The sequence below is a fragment of the Streptomyces sp. NPDC001781 genome (assembly GCF_053596035.1).
Map to the genome: position 1 here is coordinate 120,858 of NZ_JBSFFI010000006.1, position 16,566 is coordinate 137,423.

16 protein-coding genes are annotated in these 16,566 nt (G+C 72.2%); 8 read left to right on the forward strand and 8 right to left on the reverse strand.

Going from position 1 to position 16,566, the window contains the following annotated elements:
- Window positions 1-3: 3 nt before the first annotated feature.
- Window positions 4-1,269 carry a hypothetical protein gene (locus ACWCV3_RS07805; protein ID WP_451219976.1) on the reverse strand — a complete coding sequence of 422 codons (1,266 nt, stop codon included), beginning with the start codon at window positions 1,267-1,269 and terminating at the stop codon, window positions 4-6.
- A 339-nt stretch (window positions 1,270-1,608) separates the two neighbouring features.
- Between ACWCV3_RS07805 and ACWCV3_RS07810 the strand changes: the two genes are divergently transcribed.
- From ACWCV3_RS07810 to ACWCV3_RS07835, 6 genes are all read left to right on the forward strand, one after another.
- Complete coding sequence (locus tag ACWCV3_RS07810; RefSeq protein WP_451219979.1) at window positions 1,609-3,972, forward strand: SulP family inorganic anion transporter; 2,364 nt, start codon at window positions 1,609-1,611, stop codon at window positions 3,970-3,972.
- A gap of 126 nt (window positions 3,973-4,098) precedes the next feature.
- Window positions 4,099-6,057 (forward strand): acetate--CoA ligase, encoded by a 1,959-nt coding sequence (gene acs / locus ACWCV3_RS07815; protein ID WP_451219982.1) that lies wholly within the window; start codon window positions 4,099-4,101, stop codon window positions 6,055-6,057.
- 153 nt (window positions 6,058-6,210) lie between these two features.
- Entirely contained in the window at window positions 6,211-7,653 is a 1,443-nt protein-coding gene (gene nhaA, locus ACWCV3_RS07820; RefSeq protein ID WP_451219985.1) for a Na+/H+ antiporter NhaA, read from the forward strand.
- 54 nt (window positions 7,654-7,707) lie between these two features.
- On the forward strand, window positions 7,708-8,187 hold the full coding sequence (locus ACWCV3_RS07825; protein ID WP_451219987.1) for a phage holin family protein: 480 nt from the start codon (window positions 7,708-7,710) through the stop codon (window positions 8,185-8,187).
- Window positions 8,184-9,119 (forward strand): alpha/beta fold hydrolase, encoded by a 936-nt coding sequence (locus tag ACWCV3_RS07830; RefSeq protein ID WP_451219990.1) that lies wholly within the window; start codon window positions 8,184-8,186, stop codon window positions 9,117-9,119. Before ACWCV3_RS07825 ends, ACWCV3_RS07830 begins: the two co-directional genes overlap by 4 nt.
- Before the next feature lie 139 nt (window positions 9,120-9,258).
- The gene (locus ACWCV3_RS07835) at window positions 9,259-9,441 is read left to right on the forward strand and encodes a hypothetical protein (RefSeq protein WP_451219993.1); all 183 of its coding nucleotides are present in this window, start codon (window positions 9,259-9,261) and stop codon (window positions 9,439-9,441) included.
- Window positions 9,442-9,472: 31 nt separating this feature from the next.
- Here the strand turns inward: ACWCV3_RS07835 and ACWCV3_RS07840 are convergent, their stop codons facing one another.
- The 3 genes from ACWCV3_RS07840 to nth are packed head-to-tail and all read right to left on the reverse strand — an operon-like array spanning window position 9,473 to window position 12,299.
- Window positions 9,473-10,672 carry a MarP family serine protease gene (locus ACWCV3_RS07840; protein WP_451219996.1) on the reverse strand — a complete coding sequence of 400 codons (1,200 nt, stop codon included), beginning with the start codon at window positions 10,670-10,672 and terminating at the stop codon, window positions 9,473-9,475.
- A gap of 56 nt (window positions 10,673-10,728) precedes the next feature.
- Window positions 10,729-11,424 carry an NUDIX hydrolase gene (locus ACWCV3_RS07845; RefSeq protein WP_451219999.1) on the reverse strand — a complete coding sequence of 232 codons (696 nt, stop codon included), beginning with the start codon at window positions 11,422-11,424 and terminating at the stop codon, window positions 10,729-10,731.
- Window positions 11,425-11,477: 53 nt separating this feature from the next.
- Window positions 11,478-12,299 carry an endonuclease III gene (nth, locus tag ACWCV3_RS07850; RefSeq protein WP_451220002.1) on the reverse strand — a complete coding sequence of 274 codons (822 nt, stop codon included), beginning with the start codon at window positions 12,297-12,299 and terminating at the stop codon, window positions 11,478-11,480.
- A 311-nt stretch (window positions 12,300-12,610) separates the two neighbouring features.
- On the opposite strand from nth, the gene ACWCV3_RS07855 reads away from it, so the two are divergent.
- Window positions 12,611-13,285 (forward strand): Crp/Fnr family transcriptional regulator, encoded by a 675-nt coding sequence (locus tag ACWCV3_RS07855; RefSeq protein ID WP_030811441.1) that lies wholly within the window; start codon window positions 12,611-12,613, stop codon window positions 13,283-13,285.
- A 53-nt stretch (window positions 13,286-13,338) separates the two neighbouring features.
- On the forward strand, window positions 13,339-14,154 hold the full coding sequence (locus ACWCV3_RS07860) for a nucleotidyltransferase (RefSeq protein ID WP_451220006.1): 816 nt from the start codon (window positions 13,339-13,341) through the stop codon (window positions 14,152-14,154).
- Here ACWCV3_RS07860 and ACWCV3_RS07865 read toward each other — a convergent pair.
- From ACWCV3_RS07865 to ACWCV3_RS07880, 4 genes are all read right to left on the reverse strand, one after another.
- On the reverse strand, window positions 14,151-14,981 hold the full coding sequence (locus ACWCV3_RS07865) for an MBL fold metallo-hydrolase (protein WP_451220009.1): 831 nt from the start codon (window positions 14,979-14,981) through the stop codon (window positions 14,151-14,153). The two genes, ACWCV3_RS07860 and ACWCV3_RS07865, sit on opposite strands and share 4 nt — an antisense overlap.
- Entirely contained in the window at window positions 14,978-15,859 is an 882-nt protein-coding gene (locus ACWCV3_RS07870; protein ID WP_451220012.1) for an NUDIX hydrolase, read from the reverse strand. The genes ACWCV3_RS07865 and ACWCV3_RS07870 overlap by 4 nt, the downstream gene beginning before the upstream one ends.
- Before the next feature lie 62 nt (window positions 15,860-15,921).
- A complete protein-coding gene (locus ACWCV3_RS07875; RefSeq protein WP_451220014.1) occupies window positions 15,922-16,386 on the reverse strand; it encodes a RidA family protein in 465 nt (154 codons plus the stop codon).
- Window positions 16,383-16,541 carry a DUF4177 domain-containing protein gene (locus ACWCV3_RS07880; RefSeq protein ID WP_161191989.1) on the reverse strand — a complete coding sequence of 53 codons (159 nt, stop codon included), beginning with the start codon at window positions 16,539-16,541 and terminating at the stop codon, window positions 16,383-16,385. The genes ACWCV3_RS07875 and ACWCV3_RS07880 overlap by 4 nt, the downstream gene beginning before the upstream one ends.
- Window positions 16,542-16,566: the final 25 nt, after the last annotated feature.

A 16,566-nucleotide genomic window follows, 5' to 3' on the forward strand; every position in this document is an offset into this window, starting at 1 on the left:
CGCCTACTGCCTGGCGGCCGGCGCTCCGGGGACACCCTTCGGCGCCGGGGCCGGGCGGCCGGAGAGCAGGGACGCCCAGCCCCGCTTCGGCGCCTCGCCCACCTCCAGGGTGCGCAGCCTGGCCAGGGTCTGCGGGTCCTGGGCGTCCAGCCAGTCGGCCAGCTCGTGGAACGAGACGCAGCGGACGTCTGGCTTGTTGCACACGTTCTTGACGACGTCCTCGATGGCACGCATGTAGGTGCCGCCGTTCCAGGACTCGAAGTGGTTGCCGATGATCAGGGGCGCGCGGTTGCCGTCGTAGGCGCGGGCGAAGCCCTTGAGGAGGCCGTCGCGCATCTCGTCGCCCCACAGGGCGAACCTGTCGGGGTCGCCCTGGGTCCGGGTGCCGGACTGGTTGACCATGAAGTTGTAGTCCATGGTGAGCTGCTCGAAGGTGTGGCCGGGGAAGGGCACGAGCTGCATGGAGAGGTCCCACAGCCCTTCCCGCTTCTTCGGCCAGACCTGGTTGTTCACGCCGCTGGAGTCGTAGCGGAAGCCCATCTGGCTCGCCGCCTTGACGAAGTTCTTCTGCCCCTCCAGGCAGGGGGTGCGGGCGCCGATGAGCTCCTTGTCGTAGTCGAAGGGCAGCGGCGAGGACTTCTTCAGGCCCGAATTGGTCTTCCAGGTCTTCACGAACTCCTTGGCCTGGTTGATCTCGCTCTTCCACTCGGCCACGGACCACTGGCCGCCCCCGCCGTCGGGACCGCAGAAGTGGCCGTTGAAGTGGGTGCCGATCTCGTTGCCCTCCAGCCAGGCGAGGCGCGCCTGCTTGGCGGTGTCGGCGATGCCCTGCTCGTCGTTGAAGCCGATGTCGGAGCGGCCCGGCGAGTGCTGCGGCGGCTTGTAGAGGTCCCGCTTCTCCTCCGGCAGCATGTAGACACCGCTGAGGAAGAACGTCATGTTGGCGTGGTTGTCCTTGGCGACCTTCCGGAAGTGGGAGAACAGCTTCTGGCTGTCCTCACCCGCCCCGTCCCAGGAGAACACCACGAACTGCGGGGGCTTCTGACCGGGCTTCAGCTTCTCGGGCCTCGGCAGGTGCGGCTGCGCGCCGGTGTAAGCGGTGGAGCCGTCACCGATCAACCGGACGACGCTCTGGGGAGCCGGGGCGCCCTTCTGTGGGCCGGACGCGCCTTCCCGTGTTCCGCCGGGGTCGGCGGCGCAGCCCGCGAGGGACGCGGCACCGGCAGCGGCGACCACGGCACAGACGGCGATCCTCTGGGTGGCGGCCATGTTCCGCCCACCTTCTTCCTTCTCTCGGGCGAACGCTCAGACGAACGCCGATGAGGGCGTTTTCTGGTGATGCGCCGGATTCCTCTCAGCGGCGCCGCCAAAGTCGCATGAGACGGAGAAGGAATTAGTACGACAAGCCAAAGAAATGCTCACTTCACTCGGCAGAGTGCACATATGCGCCATTTGCTGCGGAAAGATATGCCGAGCCTTTACTTTGGATTACGGTTCGTTTACCGAGCGTTGAACCATCCCGCCGTGACCCATGGCCGCGACCGAAACCCCTGCCCCAGAGCGGGATCCCACAGACCGCGACCGCGCTGCCCCGGAGGAGACGGGAACATGTCAGCCTGCGCACCACTCCGTACCGAACACTCCCCGCCCGCCACCCCACCGCCCCGGCGCCGCCGCTTCCGCGTCGAGAGCGCCGACGTCTCCGCGTCCATCGCGGTGTTCCTCATCGCCCTGCCGCTCTCGCTGGGCATCGCCCTGGCCACCGGCGCCCCGCTCCAGGCGGGCCTGGTCGCCGCCGCGGTCGGCGGGATCGTGGCCGGCCGGATCGGCGGCTGCCCGTTGCAGGTCAGCGGGCCCGCCGCCGGTCTGACCGTGGTCACCGCCGACCTCATCCACCAGTACGGCTGGCGGGCCACCTGCGGCATCACCGTCCTCGCCGGACTCGCTCAGCTCGGCCTCGGCTGCCTCAAAGTGGCGCGCGGCGCGCTCGCCGTCAGCCCGGCGGTCGTGCACGGCATGCTCGCGGGCATCGGCATCACCATCGCCGTGGCCCAGGTGCACATCGTGCTCGGCGGCCGCCCGGACAGCTCCGTCCTCACCAACCTGCGCGCGCTCCCGGCACAGTTGGCCCGTCTCGACCCGGCCGCCCTGGTGATCAGCGCCCTGACACTGACCCTGCTGCTGGCCTGGCCCCGCATCCCCGGCCCCGTCGGCAGCCGGCTGCGCAAGGTGCCGGCCGCGCTCGTGGCCGTCGCCGGAGCCACCGGGACGGCGGCGCTGACCGGGCTCACCCTGCCCCGCGTCGACCTGCCGTCCTGGCGCAGCCACGCCCTGGCCGGACTGCCCCAGGGTCCCACGCTCGGCATCGTCGCCGCCGTGCTCACCACCACCCTGGTGTGCAGCGTGCAGTCGCTGCTCGGCGCGGTGGCCGTGGACAAGCTGGCCGCCGGACGCACCGGCCCCGCACGCGTGGGGCGCTCCGACCTCGACCGCGAACTGCTCGGCCAGGGTGCGGCCAACATCGTCTCCGGCGCGCTCGGCGGACTGCCGGTCGCGGGGGTGGCGGTACGCAGCACGGCGAACGTCAACTCCGGCGCCGTCAGCCGGAACTCCACCATGCTGCACGGCGGCCTCGTGGTGATCGCCGCCCTGCTGCTGGTCCCCCTGCTGGAGCAGATCCCGCTCGCCTCGCTCGCCTCCCTGGTGATGGCCGTCGGCATCCAGATGGTGTCCTTGAACCACATCCGCACGGTGACCCGCCACCGCGAGGTACCGGTGTACGCCGCGACCACCGTCGGCGTGGTCTGCCTCGGCGTCCTGCAGGGCGTGCTCCTCGGCATCGCCGTGGCCGTCGCCCTCGCCCTGCACCGCCTCACCCACACCCGCGTCACCCACGAGGAGAAGGAGGGAGTGCACCACGTCCGCGTGAGCGGACAGTTGACGTTCCTCGCCGTGCCCCGGCTCAGCAGAGCCCTGCACCGCGTCCCGCACGGCACCCGAGCCGTCGTCGAGCTGGACGGCTCGTTCATGGACCACGCGGCGCACGAGTCGTTCCAGGACTGGCGGAGTTCCCACATCGCGCGGGGCGGCAGCGCCGAACTGAAGGACCGCCGCACCGGGGTGAGCGCGGGCGACCCGTCCTCCACCGTCTGCCGGTGCCGGCCCTGGACCCCGTGGCGCAACCACCGGTGCGACATGCCCGCGGCAGCCGCACGGCACGCCGCCGGCACCCCGGGCGGCCCCCGTCCCGAAACCCACGAACTGGCCCGCGGTATCAGCTCGTTCCAGCGGAACACCGCACCCCTGGTCCGGGAGGAACTGGCCCGGCTGGCGAAGGAAGGACAGCGGCCCTCACAGCTCTTCCTCACCTGCGCCGACTCCCGGCTCGTCACCTCGATGATCACCGCGAGCGGTCCCGGCGACCTGTTCGTGGTGCGCAACGTCGGCAATCTGGTGCCGCCGCCCGGCCAGGAGCACGGGGACGACTCGGTGGCCGCAGCCATCGAGTACGCGGTGGACGTGCTCGGGGTCAGGTCGATCACGGTGTGCGGGCACTCCGGGTGCGGGGCGATGCAGGCCCTGCTCGCCGCCGAGCCCGGCACCGCCCCGACTCCGCTGCGCCGGTGGCTGCGGTACGGGGAGCCGAGCGTGGCCCGGTTGTCCGAGGGGAACCCGGAGCGGCCCCGGCTAGCCCCGCGCCCGGTGTCCGACCCGGTGGAGGAGCTGTCACTGGCCAACGTGGTGCAGCAGTTGACCCATCTGCGGGCGCACGAGTCGGTCGCGCGCGCCCTCGCGGCCGGTGCGCTGGAACTGCACGGCATGTACTTCCACGTCGGAGAGGCGCGGGCGTACCTGCTCGGCGGCGAGGGGGACGAGGCGGGAGGCGCTGTGTTCCACGACGTCAGAGAGGACGTCAGGGAGGACGTCAGGGAGAACGTGCGGGAGATGCCGGAGGTGGGCAGCCTGGTCTGAGCGGCCACCCGCACACGGACCGCAGAAAGGTCTAAACCAATTCTGCGGTCCACCCTTGTCATCAGCCCCGACGTCTGATGAGGTGTGGCCTGGGACACAACGGACACCCTGGGAAAGGGAGATGTCGTGAGCAACGAGAGCCTGGCCAACCTCTTGAAGGAGGAGCGACGCTTCGCGCCGCCGGCCGACCTGGCCGCGAACGCCAACGTCACGGCCGAGGCGTACGAACAGGCCGCGGCGGACCGGCTCGGCTTCTGGGCCGAGCAGGCCCGCAGGCTGAGCTGGGCCAAGGAGCCGACGAAGACGCTGGACTGGTCGAACCCGCCGTTCGCCAAGTGGTTCGAGGACGGCGAGCTGAACGTCGCCTACAACTGCGTGGACCGGCACGTGGAGGCCGGGAACGGCGACCGGGTCGCCATCCACTTCGAGGGCGAGCCGGGCGACAGCCGCTCCCTCACCTACGCCGAGCTGAAGGACGAGGTCTCCAAGGCGGCCAACGCGCTGCTGGAGCTGGGTGTCCGCAAGGGCGACCGGGTCGCCATCTACATGCCGATGATCCCCGAGACCGCCATCGCCATGCTGGCCGCGGCCCGCATCGGAGCCGCGCACTCGGTGGTCTTCGGCGGCTTCTCGGCCGACGCGCTGGCCACCCGGATCAAGGACGCGGACGCCAGGGTCGTCATCACGGCCGACGGCGGCTACCGCCGGGGCCAGCCGTCCGCGCTCAAGCCCGCCGTGGACGACGCGGTCGCCAAGGCGGACGGCACCGTCGAGCATGTGCTGGTGGTACGCCGGACCGGGCAGGACGTGGCGTTCGACGCCGAGCGGGACGTGTGGTGGGACGAGCTGGTCGGGCGCCAGTCCGCCGAGCACACCCCGGAGGCGTTCGGTGCCGAGCACCCGCTGTTCATCCTCTACACCTCCGGCACCACGGGTAAGCCCAAGGGCATCCTGCACACCTCGGGCGGCTACCTCACGCAGGCCGCCTACACCCACTGGGCCGTGTTCGACCTCAAGCCGGAGACGGACGTCTACTGGTGCACGGCCGACGTCGGCTGGGTCACCGGCCACTCGTACATCGTGTACGGCCCGCTGGCCAACGGCGCGACCCAGGTGATGTACGAGGGCACGCCGGACACCCCGCACCAGGGCCGCTTCTGGGAGATCGTCGAGAAGTACCGGGTCTCGATCCTCTACACCGCGCCCACCGCGATCCGGACGTTCATGAAGTGGGGCGACGACATCCCCGCGCAGTTCGACCTGACCTCGCTCCGGGTGCTGGGTTCGGTGGGCGAGCCCATCAACCCCGAGGCGTGGGTCTGGTACCGCAAGAACATCGGCGCCGACCGCACGCCGGTGGTGGACACCTGGTGGCAGACCGAGACCGGCGCGATGATGATCTCGCCGCTGCCGGGCGTCACCGAGACCAAGCCCGGCTCCGCGCAGCGCCCGCTGCCCGGCATCAGCGCCACCGTCGTCGACGACGAGGCGAACGAGGTGCCCGACGGCGGCGGCGGCTACCTGGTCCTCACCGAGCCCTGGCCGTCGATGCTCCGCACCATCTGGGGTGACGACCAGCGCTTCCTGGACACCTACTGGTCGCGCTTCGAGGGCAGGTACTTCGCGGGCGACGGTGCCAAGAAGGACGACGACGGGGACATCTGGCTCCTCGGCCGGGTGGACGACGTGATGCTGGTGTCGGGCCACAACATCTCCACCACCGAGGTGGAGTCGGCGCTGGTGTCGCACCCGGCGGTCGCCGAGGCGGCGGTCGTGGGCGCCGCCGACGAGACGACCGGGCAGGCCATCGTCGCCTTCGTCATCCTGCGCGGCTCGGCCGCCGAGGACGAGAAGCTGGTCGCCGAGCTGCGCGACCACGTCGGCGCCACCCTCGGTCCGATCGCCAAGCCCAAGCGCGTCCTGCCGGTCGCGGAGCTGCCCAAGACCCGCTCCGGCAAGATCATGCGCCGGCTGCTGCGGGACGTGGCGGAGAACCGCCAGCTCGGAGACGTCACCACCCTGACCGACTCCACGGTCATGACGCTCATCCAGTCCAAGCTGCCGTCCTCGGCCGGCGAGGACTGAGCCGAGGCGCTCAGCGGGTGTCCCGGCCGGCGCGCCGGGGCACCCGCTCTTAGGTAAAGTAAACAAAGTACGGCGACAGGCCGTACCTCGAGGTGCGCCGGGAAGTCTGGTCGGCAAGCGTTCTGTCATGCCCACCAGTCGGAGGTTTCCATCGTGGCCGCGCCCCGCACCGCCAACGCCGCCCGCAAGGCCCTCGCGCGCCTGTCGCTGCCGGAGCGGACCGCTGTGGCGAACGCGCTGCGCACCGAGACCGTGGGCGGTGTCCTCCTCCTCGCCGCCGCCATAGCCGCGCTGATCTGGGCCAACGTCCCCGCGTGGCGCCACGCGTACGAGGTCGTCGGCGACTTCCACCTCGGCCCCGCCGCCCTCGGCCTGGATCTCTCCGTCGCCCACTGGGCGGCCGACGGCCTGCTCGCGGTGTTCTTCTTCGTCGCCGGCGTCGAGCTGAAGCGCGAGCTGGTCGCCGGTGACCTGCGCGACCCCAAGGCGGCGGTGCTGCCCGTGGTGGCCGCGCTGTGCGGGATGGCCGTACCCGCGCTGGTGTACACCCTCACCAACCTCGCCGGCGGCGGCTCCCTGGCCGGCTGGGCGGTACCCACGGCCACCGACATCGCCTTCGCGCTCGCCGTCCTCGCGGTCATCGGCACCTCGCTGCCCAGCGCGCTGCGCGCCTTCCTGCTGACCCTCGCCGTGGTCGACGACCTGTTCGCCATCCTGATCATCGCGGTCTTCTTCACCGGCCGGATCGACTTCGCCGCGCTCGGCGGGGCCGTCGCCGCCCTCGTGCTGTTCTGGCTGCTGCTGCGCAAGGGAGTGCGCGGCTGGTACGTCTATCTGCCGCTGGCCCTGGTCATCTGGGGCCTGATGTACAACAGCGGCGTCCACGCGACCATCGCCGGAGTGGCGATGGGCCTGATGCTCCGCTGCGTCACCCGCGAGGGTGAGGAGCAGTCGCCGGGTGAACGGCTGGAGCATCTGGTACGGCCCCTGTCGGCCGGACTCGCGGTGCCGCTGTTCGCTCTGTTCAGCGCGGGTGTACCGGTGTCCGGCGGGGCGCTGGCCCAGGTGTTCACGCGCCCGGAGACGCTCGGGGTGGTGCTCGGCCTGGTCGTCGGCAAGGCGGCCGGTGTCTTCGGCGGGACCTGGCTGACGGTGCGCTTCACCCGTGCCTCGCTGAGCGAGGGGCTGGCCTGGGCCGACGTCTTCGCGGTCGCCACGCTCGCCGGGATCGGCTTCACCGTCTCCCTGCTCATCGGCGAGCTGGCCTTCACCGGTGACCTCGCGCTCACCGAGGAGGTGAAGGCGTCCGTACTCGTCGGATCGCTGATCGCGGCCGTCTGTGCGACGGTGCTGCTGAAGGTGCGCAACGCCAGGTACCGGCGGCTGTGCGAGGACGAGGAGCGCGACGAGGACCAGGACGGCATCCCGGACGTCTACGAGCAGGACGACCCGGCGTACCACCTGCGCATGGCGGAGATCCATGAGGGGAAGGCCGCCGAGCACCGGCGGATCGCGGCCGGGCTGTCCGCCGCCGCGCGCCACGCGCGTGCCGAAGTGCCGGGCGGGGCAGGCGAGGAGAACGGTCGTCCGGCATGATCTGACGAGACGGTACAAAACAAGACGGCAGCACAAGCAGAGGGAGAGAACGCGATGAGCGCACCCGACGGCAGGCCGGTCGGCGCCGAACACAGCATCGGCCAGCTGGTCGCCTCGGCGACGACCGAGATGTCGGCGCTGGTGCACGACGAGATCGCGCTGGCCAAGGCGCAGCTCAAGCGGGACGTGAAGCGCGGCGCGGCGAGCGGCGGGGCCTTCTCCGGCGCGGGCGCGGTGCTGGTGTTCTCCCTGCCGATGCTCAACTTCGCGCTCGCGTACGGCATCCGGACCTGGACTCACTGGAACCTCGCGGTGTGCTTCCTGCTGTCCTTCGCCGCCAATGTTCTGGTGGCCGGTGTGCTCGCCCTGATCGGTGTGGTGTTCGCCAAGAAGGCGAAGAAGAGCAAGGGTCCGCAGAAGGTCGCCGCGTCCGTGAAGGAGTCGGCGGGCGTCCTGCAGAACGCCAGGCCGCACCCGCGTGAGCTGCCGGTGGCGGACCAGGCGCACAAGGCTGTGGCACGCTCGTCCTCATGACGGAACCCGCCGCCGCACCGGCCGTACGCCTCGACCTGCCCTCCGGGGAGCGGGTGACGCACCGGGACGTCGCCGCCAACGGCGCGCGCTTCCACATCGCGGAGCTGGGCGACGGCCCCCTGGTGCTGCTGCTGCACGGCTTCCCGCAGTTCTGGTGGACCTGGCGGCACCAGTTGTCCGCGCTGGCGGGCGCGGGTTACCGGGCCGTGGCCATGGACCTGCGGGGCGTGGGCGGCAGCGACCGCACCCCGCGCGGGTACGACCCGGCCAACCTCGCGCTGGACGTCACCGGGGTGATCCGCTCGCTCGGCGAGCCGGACGCCGCGCTGGTCGGCCACGACCTGGGCGGCTACCTGGCGTGGACGGCGGCGGCGATGCGGCCCAAGCTGGTGCGGCGGCTCGCGGTGGCCTCGATGCCCCACCCGAGGCGCTGGCGCGCGGCGATGCTGCGGGACGCACGGCAGACGGCGGCCAGCTCCTACATCTGGGGGTTCCAGCGGCCGTGGATTCCCGAGCGGCGGCTCACCGCCGACGACGGCGCGCTGGTGGGCGAGCTGATCCGGGACTGGTCCGGGCCACGCCTGCCGGAGGACGCGGACGTGGCGGCGTACCAGCGGGCGATGTGCATCCCGTCGACGGCGCACTGCTCGATCGAGCCGTACCGCTGGCTGGTGCGGTCGCTGGCCCGGCCCGACGGCATCCAGTTCAACCGGCGGATGAAGCGGCCGGTCCGGGTGCCCACGCTGCATCTGCACGGCTCGCTGGACCCGGTCACCCGTACGCGCAGCGCGGCCGGGTCGGGGGAGTACGTGGAGGCGCCTTACCGCTGGCGGCTGTTCGACGGACTGGGGCACTTCCCGCACGAGGAGGACCCGGGGGCGTTCTCCACCGAGCTGATCAACTGGCTGAAGGACCCCGAACCCGACCGGTGACCGTTCGACCGCGCCGAGTGTCCGATTTCCCGACCGTTTCCGACTGTTTGGTCACCGAACTGCCACATGCCTGACGCATAGGCCGATCGGGGGGCTCGGAAGCGGTTACTGACCTTGGGGCGGGGGCACACGTCGGGGTATGGGCTGGACGCACGACTACGGTGACGCACCCCGCGAACGACGCTCGGTCTCCGGGACGGATTCGCCGCAACCAGGAACGCCGCAACTCGCGGAGGCGGACCCGAGGGTGGGGATTCCGCGTATCCTGCGCCGCCGGGCCCGCTGGGTCTCGGTGCGCCTGCGTCATACCGCGCGCACCTGAACCCGGGTCACCTCGACCGGGCACGGGCGCCTCACAGGGCGCAGTCGTCGGTTCCCACCTCGCTGTCGGCCGTGCGCCCCCGGGTGATGTCCGGGCGGATCTCGTCGGCGGTGAGGGCGTACCCCGTCTCTGCGTCGTCGCGCGACTTGGCGAACACCACGCCGTAGACCTTGCCCTGAGGGGTCAGCAGGGGGCCGCCCGAGTTGCCCTCGCGGACGGTGGTGAAGAGTGAGTACACGTCACGGCTGACCGTGCCCCGGCGGTAGATGTCCGAGCCGTTCGCCGTGATGCGCCCGCGCACCCGCGCCGCGCGCACGTCGTAGGCGCCGTTCTCCGGGAAGCCGGCCACGATGGCGCCGTCCCCGCTGCCGGCTTCCTTCGAGGCGAACCGCAGCACGGGCGCCTGAAGGTCGGGCACGTCCAGGACGGCGATGTCGCGCCGCCAGTCGTAGAGGACCACGCTCGCGTCGTACGTGCGGCCCTCGCCGCCGATCTGGACGGTGGGTTCGTCGACGCCGCCGACGACATGGGCGTTGGTCATCACGCGCCGGTCGCCGAAGACGAAGCCGGTGCCCTCCAGCACCTTGCCGCAACCGCGGGCGGTGCCGGTGACCTTGACGATGGAGCGCTGGGCGCGGACCGCCACGGCGCTGCTCGCCAGGGCCGGGTCCGGGGGCTGGACCTCGCGGATCTGCTCGTCCGAGAAGGGGCTGAAGACCTGCGGGAAGCCGTTCTGCGCGAGGACGGAGCCGAAGTCCCTGAACCAGGTGTCGGACTGCACGGGGAGCACCTGGTCCATCCCGACCAGCACCTTGGAGCCGCGGACCTCCCGGCCGAGCGTCGGCAGCGTGGTCTGGGCGAGGGCCGAGCCGATCAGCCAGGCGACCAGCAGCATGGCGCCCACGTTGACCAGGGCGCCGCCGGTGGCGTCCAGGGCGCGGGCCGGGGACCAGGTGATGTGGCGGCGCAGCTTGTTGCCCAGGTGGGTGGTGAGGGCCTGCCCGACGGAGGCGATCACGATGACGACGGCGACCGCGACGACGGCGGCCACCGTGCCGACCTCGGCGTCGCCGGTCACCGCGTCCCAGACCGGGGGCAGCGCCCAGACGGCGAGCAGGCCGCCGCCGAGGAAGCCGACCACCGAGAGGATGCCGACGACGAAGCCCTGGCGGTAGCCCACGACCGCGAACCAGACGGCGGCCAGCAGCAACAGGATGTCCAGCACGTTCAACGCTTCAGGCCCCGCCCGTCGACTTTCCCCCGGTGACGATCACGCACGACACCCTGTCACGACCGGCGGTCGAGCGGGACCTGCCGGGTCCGGTCCCAGGGCAGTTCCCAGCCCGCGTAGTGCAGCAGCCGGTCGATGATCCCGGCGGTGAACCCCCACACGAGCGCCGATTCGACCAGGAATGCCGGGCCCCGGAACCCGCTGGGGTGCAGGGCGGTGGCGCGGTTGGCCGGGTCCGTGAGATCCGCCACGGGGACGGTGAAGACGCGGGCGGTCTCGGCCGGGTCGACCACCGCGACCGGGCTGGGCTCCCGCCACCAGCCGAGGACGGGGGTGACGACGAACTCGCTGACCGGGATGTAGAGGGCCGGCAGCACACCGAAGAGCTGGACGCCGGCCGGATCGAGCCCGGTCTCCTCCTCGGCCTCGCGCAGGGCCGCCCGCAGCGGGCCGTCGGTCTCGGGATCGCCGTCCACGGGGTCGAGGGCGCCGCCGGGGAAGGAAGGCTGGCCCGCGTGGGAGCGCAGCGAGCCGGAACGCTCCATCAGCAGCAGCTCGGGGCCGCGCTCGCCCTCGCCGAACAGGATCAGCACCGCCGACTGGCGCCCGCCGCCGTCCTCGGGCGGCAGGAAGCGGCTGAGCTGGAGCGGCTGGACCGTCTCGGCGGCCCGCGCCACCGGCTCCAGCCAGCCCGGCAGCCCTTCCCTGCGCACCGCCACCGGGCTCTCCTGCGTGTCACGCGTGTACGTCATGCCACCCCCTGCCGCCATGTCCAACGCCCGACTGCCCCGTGATCGTTCCCGTGTCATGCGGCCCCCAGCGGCGGGGCCGGGATGCCGCCGGCGTCCAGGTAGGACCGGGGCGGGTCGAGCCGCTGGCCGGGGAAGCCGCCCTTCTCGTACTTGAGGAGTCCCCGGGCCTTGTCCGGGTCGGTCTCGCCCTCGCCGTAGGACGGGCAGAGCGGGGCGATCGGGCAGGCGCCGCAGGCGGGCTTGCGGGCGTGGCAGATGCGGCGGCCGTGCCAGATGACGTGGTGGGAGAGGTCGGTCCAGTCCTTCTTGGGGAACAGCGCCCCGACCGCGGCCTCGATCTTCTCGGGCTCGGTCTCCTCGGTCCACTTCCAGCGCCGCACCAGCCGCTGGAAGTGGGTGTCCACGGTGATGCCGGGCCGGCCGAAGGCGTTGCCGAGGACCACGAAGGCGGTCTTGCGGCCGACTCCGGGCAGCCTGACCAGGTCCTCCAGCTTGCCGGGGACCTCACCGCCGAAGTCCTCCACGAGCGCCTTGGACAGCCCTATGACCGAGCGCGTCTTGGCCCGGAAGAAGCCGCAGGGCCGCAGGATCTCCTCCACCTCGGCGGGGTCGGCCGCCGCGAGGTCCTCCGGGGCCGGGTACTCGGTGAACAGCGCCGGGGTCGTCTGGTTGACGCGCAGGTCGGTGGTCTGGGCCGACAGGACCGTGGCGACCAGGAGCTGGAACGGGTTCTTGAAGTCCAGCTCAGGGTGGGCGTACGGGTAGACCTCGGCGAGTTCGCGGTTGATCCGGCGGGCGCGGCGGACCAGCGCGGTGTGCGATTCGCCGGCTGTCCCGGCGGCCGTCCTCGCGGGGTCCTTTTTAATGGATTTCACCTTTTTGCCACTTCCGTAGGAATCCTGTTCGCCCACGGCGGAATCGCGTCGTGCAACCACCCGCGCAGCCCCCTCGGCCTGTGCTCTCACCGGCGATTTGGACACCCGGCCAGCCTAGAGCCCGGTACCGACATCCGCGCCGGACCCGGAAGATCGGCCCCCGATTGGACCCCTGCCGCTTACCCCGGGACACCTGTGCGGCATCCTTGTGACAGATCACACTGTTTGGACCGTCCGGGAAAACGGGGAACACGGTCCCCTGGCACGCTGGGGAGGAACATCCCCTGAGCAGCTCGACAAGGAGAGAACTCGTGGACGACGTTCTGCGGCGCAACCCGCTCTTCGCGGCTCTTGACGACGAGCAGTCCGCGGAGCTGCGCGCCTCCATGAGCGAGGTGACCCTCGCCCGTGGTGACTCCCTCTTCCACGAGGGTGACCCCGGCGACCGGCTCTACGTCGTCACCGAGGGCAAGGTCAAGCTGCACCGCACCTCCCCCGACGGGCGGGAGAACATGCTGGCCGTCGTCGGCCCCAGCGAGCTGATCGGTGAGCTGTCGCTGTTCGACCCGGGCCCGCGCACGGCCACCGCGACCGCGCTGACCGAGGTCAAGCTGCTCGGCCTCGGCCACGGCGACCTGCAGCCCTGGCTCAACGTCCGCCCGGAGGTCGCCGGCGCCCTGCTGCGTGCCGTCGCCCGCCGGCTGCGCAAGACCAACGACGCCATGTCCGACCTGGTCTTCTCCGACGTGCCCGGCCGTGTCGCCCGCGCCCTGCTGGACCTCTCGCGCCGCTTCGGCGTGCAGTCCGAGGAAGGCATCCACGTGGTGCACGACCTCACCCAGGAGGAGCTGGCCCAGTTGGTCGGTGCCTCCCGCGAGACGGTCAACAAGGCCCTGGCCGACTTCGCCCAGCGCGGCTGGCTCCGGCTGGAGGCCCGCGCGGTGATCCTGCTGGACGTGGAGCGCCTCGCGAAGCGGTCGCGCTGACGCCTGCCCGTGAATCGCCTGCACCGCCGCCTCCGGCGGTGCACAGTGTCCGCATGTCCGGACCGCCCGCCCCCCACGGCCTCGACGCCGAGGGGTTCATCGCCCGTGAGGGCTCCCTCGCGCGCGTGCAGGACGCGTTCCGCCCCGTGGTGGCCGCCGCGCGGGACGGGCTGGCGCAGACCTTCGGCGACCGGCTGCACAGCGGCTACCTCTACGGCTCCGTCCCGCGCGGCACCGCGCGCGTGGGGCGCAGCGACCTGGACCTCCTGGTCGCGCTGCGCGGCGAGCCCACCGAGGCCGACCGCACCGCCCTGACGGCCCTCGGTGCGGCCCTGGACCGGGAGTTCCCCGAGATCGACGGCGTGGGCCCGCTGCTGTACGGCGCGGCCCGGCTGCTGAGCGAGGGCGAGCGGTACGACATGGGGTGGTTCCTGGCCTGCCTGTGCACCCCGCTGCTCGGGGACGACCTCGCCGGGTTCCTGCCCCGTTACCGGCCCACTCCCCGGCTCGCCCGCGAGACCAACGGCGACCTCGCCGGCCGGCTCCCGCACTGGCGCGAGCGGATCGCGGAGGCCGCCGACACCGAGGAGGCCCGGCGTCCGCTGGTCCGGTTCATGTCACGGCACCTGGTGCGCACCGGTTTCACCCTGGTCATGCCCCGCTGGAACGGTTGGACGAGTGACCTGGCCGTGATGGCCGAGGTCTTCGGTGCCTACCACCCGCGCCGGGCCGCCCAGATGCGCGTGGCCGCCCGCTACGGCCGCGAGCCCGTCGGCGACGCCGCGATCCTGCGCGGCTACGTGGACGACCTGGGCCCGTGGCTGGTCGGGGAGTACGCGCGCGTGCACGGCACCGAGGGCGCGTCCTAGATGAGCCCGTGCTCACCCAGGTAGTCCAACTGCGCCCGTACCGACAGTTCGGCCGCAGGCCACAGGGAGCGGTCGACGTCGGCGTAGACGTGTGCGACGACCGCCTCGGCGGTGCGGTGGCCGTTCTCGACGGCCGTCTCGACCTGGGCCAGGCGGTGGGCGCGGTGGGCGAGGTAGAAGTCGACGGCGCCCTGGGCGTCCTCCAGGACGGGCCCGTGGCCCGGCAGGACGGTGTGCACGCCGTCGTCCACGGTCAGCGAGCGCAGCCGGCGCAGCGAGGCCAGGTACTCCCCGAGGCGTCCGTCGGGATGGGCGACCAGGGTCGTGCCGCGCCCGAGGACGGTGTCGCCGGTGAGCACGGCCCGGTCGGCCGGGAGATGGAAGCTCAGGGAGTCCGCGGTGTGGCCTGGCGTGGGGACGACCCGCAGTTCGAGCCCGCCGACCGTGACCACGTCCCCGGCGCCCAGCCCCTCGTCCCCGAGCCGCAGCGCGGGATCGAGGGCGCGCACGCGGGTGCCGGTGATCTCCGCGAACCGGGACGCGCCCTCCGCGTGGTCGGCGTGCCCGTGGGTGAGCAGGGTGAGCGCTATCCGCCGGCCGGCCCTCTCCGCGGTGTCGACGACCTGGCGCAGGTGGCCGTCGTCCAGCGGGCCCGGGTCGATCACCACGGCGAGGTCGGAACCGGGCTCCGCGACGATCCAGGTGTTGGTGCCGTCCAGCGTCATGGGCGAGGCGTTGGGCGCGAGCACGTTGACGGCGCGCTCGGTGGCCGGCCCCGAACCGACCGCGCCGCGGGGCTGGCCGGGCAGGGCGGCCGCGTCGGTCATGCCGCTCCTCCACTCGGGCCCGGAGCGGCGGGGACGTGCTTGGTGAACTCGTCGTGCCCCGGCCAGCTCAGCTCCACCCGGCCGTCCAGCAGCCGGGCCCGCGCGAGCACCGGAGTGAGATCGCGTTCCGGTGCGGCGGCGAGGGCCTCGGCCGCGGTGCCGTAGGGCAGGAGCTGGCGCAGGGTGGCGATGGTGGGCGGCATCATCAGCAGCTCGCCCCTGTCGTACCCGGCGGCGGCCTCGGCGGGCCGGGTCCACACCGTGCGGTCGGCCTCGGTGGACAGGTCGCGGGTGCGCTGCCCCCCGGGGAGGGCGGCGACGAAGAACCAGGTGTCGTAGCGCCGGGACTCGAACTCCGGGGTGATCCACCGGGTCCACGCGCCCAGCAGGTCGGAGCGCAGTACGAGGCCCCGGCGGTCCAGGAACTCCGCGAAGGACAGCTCGTGCGCGACCAGGGCGAGCCGGTCCGCCTCCCAGTCGTCGCCGCTGGTGTCGCCGACGACCGTGCCGGGGCCGGTCCCGGCGAGCAGGACCCCGGCCTCCTCGTACGTCTCGCGCACGGCCGCGCAGACGATCGCCTGGGCGCCCGCCTCGTCCACACCGAGCCGGTCGGCCCACCACGCGCGCGCGGGGCCCGCCCAGCGCACGTGGTGGTCGTCGTCGCGCGGGTCGACACCGCCGCCCGGATACGCGTACGCGCCTCCGGCGAAGGCCATGGAGGCGCGTCTGCGCAGCATGTGGACGGCCGGACCGGCCGGGGTGTCCTTGAGCAGCAGCACGGTCGCCGCCCGCCGGGGGGCGACGGGAGTGAGCGTGCCGTCCGCGAGAGCGCGGATGCGGTCGGGCCACTCCGGGGGGTACCACTGACCGTTCGCCATGGGCGGAGGCTATCCCGAACAGGGCAGATGTTCGAGAGGTACCGGAACGGAGTCCGGGCGGGCTACGGCAGCAGCTCGACCAGGATCTCGACCTCGACCGGAGCGTCCAGCGGGAGCACCGCGACGCCCACGGCACTGCGGGCGTGCACGCCCTTGTCGCCGAGGACCTCGCCCAGCAGTTCGCTGGCGCCGTTGAGGACACCGGGCTGGCCGGTGAAGTCGGCGGCGGAGGCGACGAAGCCGGTGACCTTCACCACGCGGGCGATCAGGTCCAGGTCGCCGGTGACGGACTTGACGGCGGCCAGCGCGTTCAGCGCGCAGGTCCGGGCCAGGACCTTGGCCTCCTCGGCGGTGACCTCGGCGCCGACCTTGCCGGTGACCGGGAGCCGGCCGTCCACCATCGGGAGCTGGCCCGCGGTGTGGACGTACTGCCCGGAGCGCACGGCGGGCTGGTAGGCGGCCAGCGGGGGCACGACCTCCGGCAGCGTCAGGCCGAGGTCGGCGAGCCGGGCCTCGACCGCGCTCACGCCTGCTTCTCGCGCTTCAGGTAGGCGACGAGCTGCTCGGCGTTGGGGCCGGGCACCACCTGGACGAGCTCCCAGCCGTCCTCGCCCCAGGTGTCCAGGATCTGCTTCGTGGCGTGGACGAGCAGCGGCACAGTTGAGTATTCCCACTTGGTCATAGGCCGACTGTAGTCGCTGTTATCC

Coding starts and splice junctions, on each gene's coding strand:
- ACWCV3_RS07805 (WP_451219976.1), bottom strand. CDS start 1,269: ATGGCCGCCACCCAGAGGATCGCCGTCTGTGCCGTGGTCGCCGCTGCC.
- ACWCV3_RS07810 (WP_451219979.1), top strand. CDS start 1,609: ATGTCAGCCTGCGCACCACTCCGTACCGAACACTCCCCGCCCGCCACC.
- ACWCV3_RS07825 (WP_451219987.1), top strand. CDS start 7,708: ATGAGCGCACCCGACGGCAGGCCGGTCGGCGCCGAACACAGCATCGGC.
- ACWCV3_RS07830 (WP_451219990.1), top strand. CDS start 8,184: ATGACGGAACCCGCCGCCGCACCGGCCGTACGCCTCGACCTGCCCTCC.
- ACWCV3_RS07835 (WP_451219993.1), top strand. CDS start 9,259: ATGGGCTGGACGCACGACTACGGTGACGCACCCCGCGAACGACGCTCG.
- ACWCV3_RS07845 (WP_451219999.1), bottom strand. CDS start 11,424: ATGACGTACACGCGTGACACGCAGGAGAGCCCGGTGGCGGTGCGCAGG.
- ACWCV3_RS07860 (WP_451220006.1), top strand. CDS start 13,339: ATGTCCGGACCGCCCGCCCCCCACGGCCTCGACGCCGAGGGGTTCATC.
- ACWCV3_RS07865 (WP_451220009.1), bottom strand. CDS start 14,981: ATGACCGACGCGGCCGCCCTGCCCGGCCAGCCCCGCGGCGCGGTCGGT.
- ACWCV3_RS07870 (WP_451220012.1), bottom strand. CDS start 15,859: ATGGCGAACGGTCAGTGGTACCCCCCGGAGTGGCCCGACCGCATCCGC.
- ACWCV3_RS07880 (WP_161191989.1), bottom strand. CDS start 16,541: ATGACCAAGTGGGAATACTCAACTGTGCCGCTGCTCGTCCACGCCACG.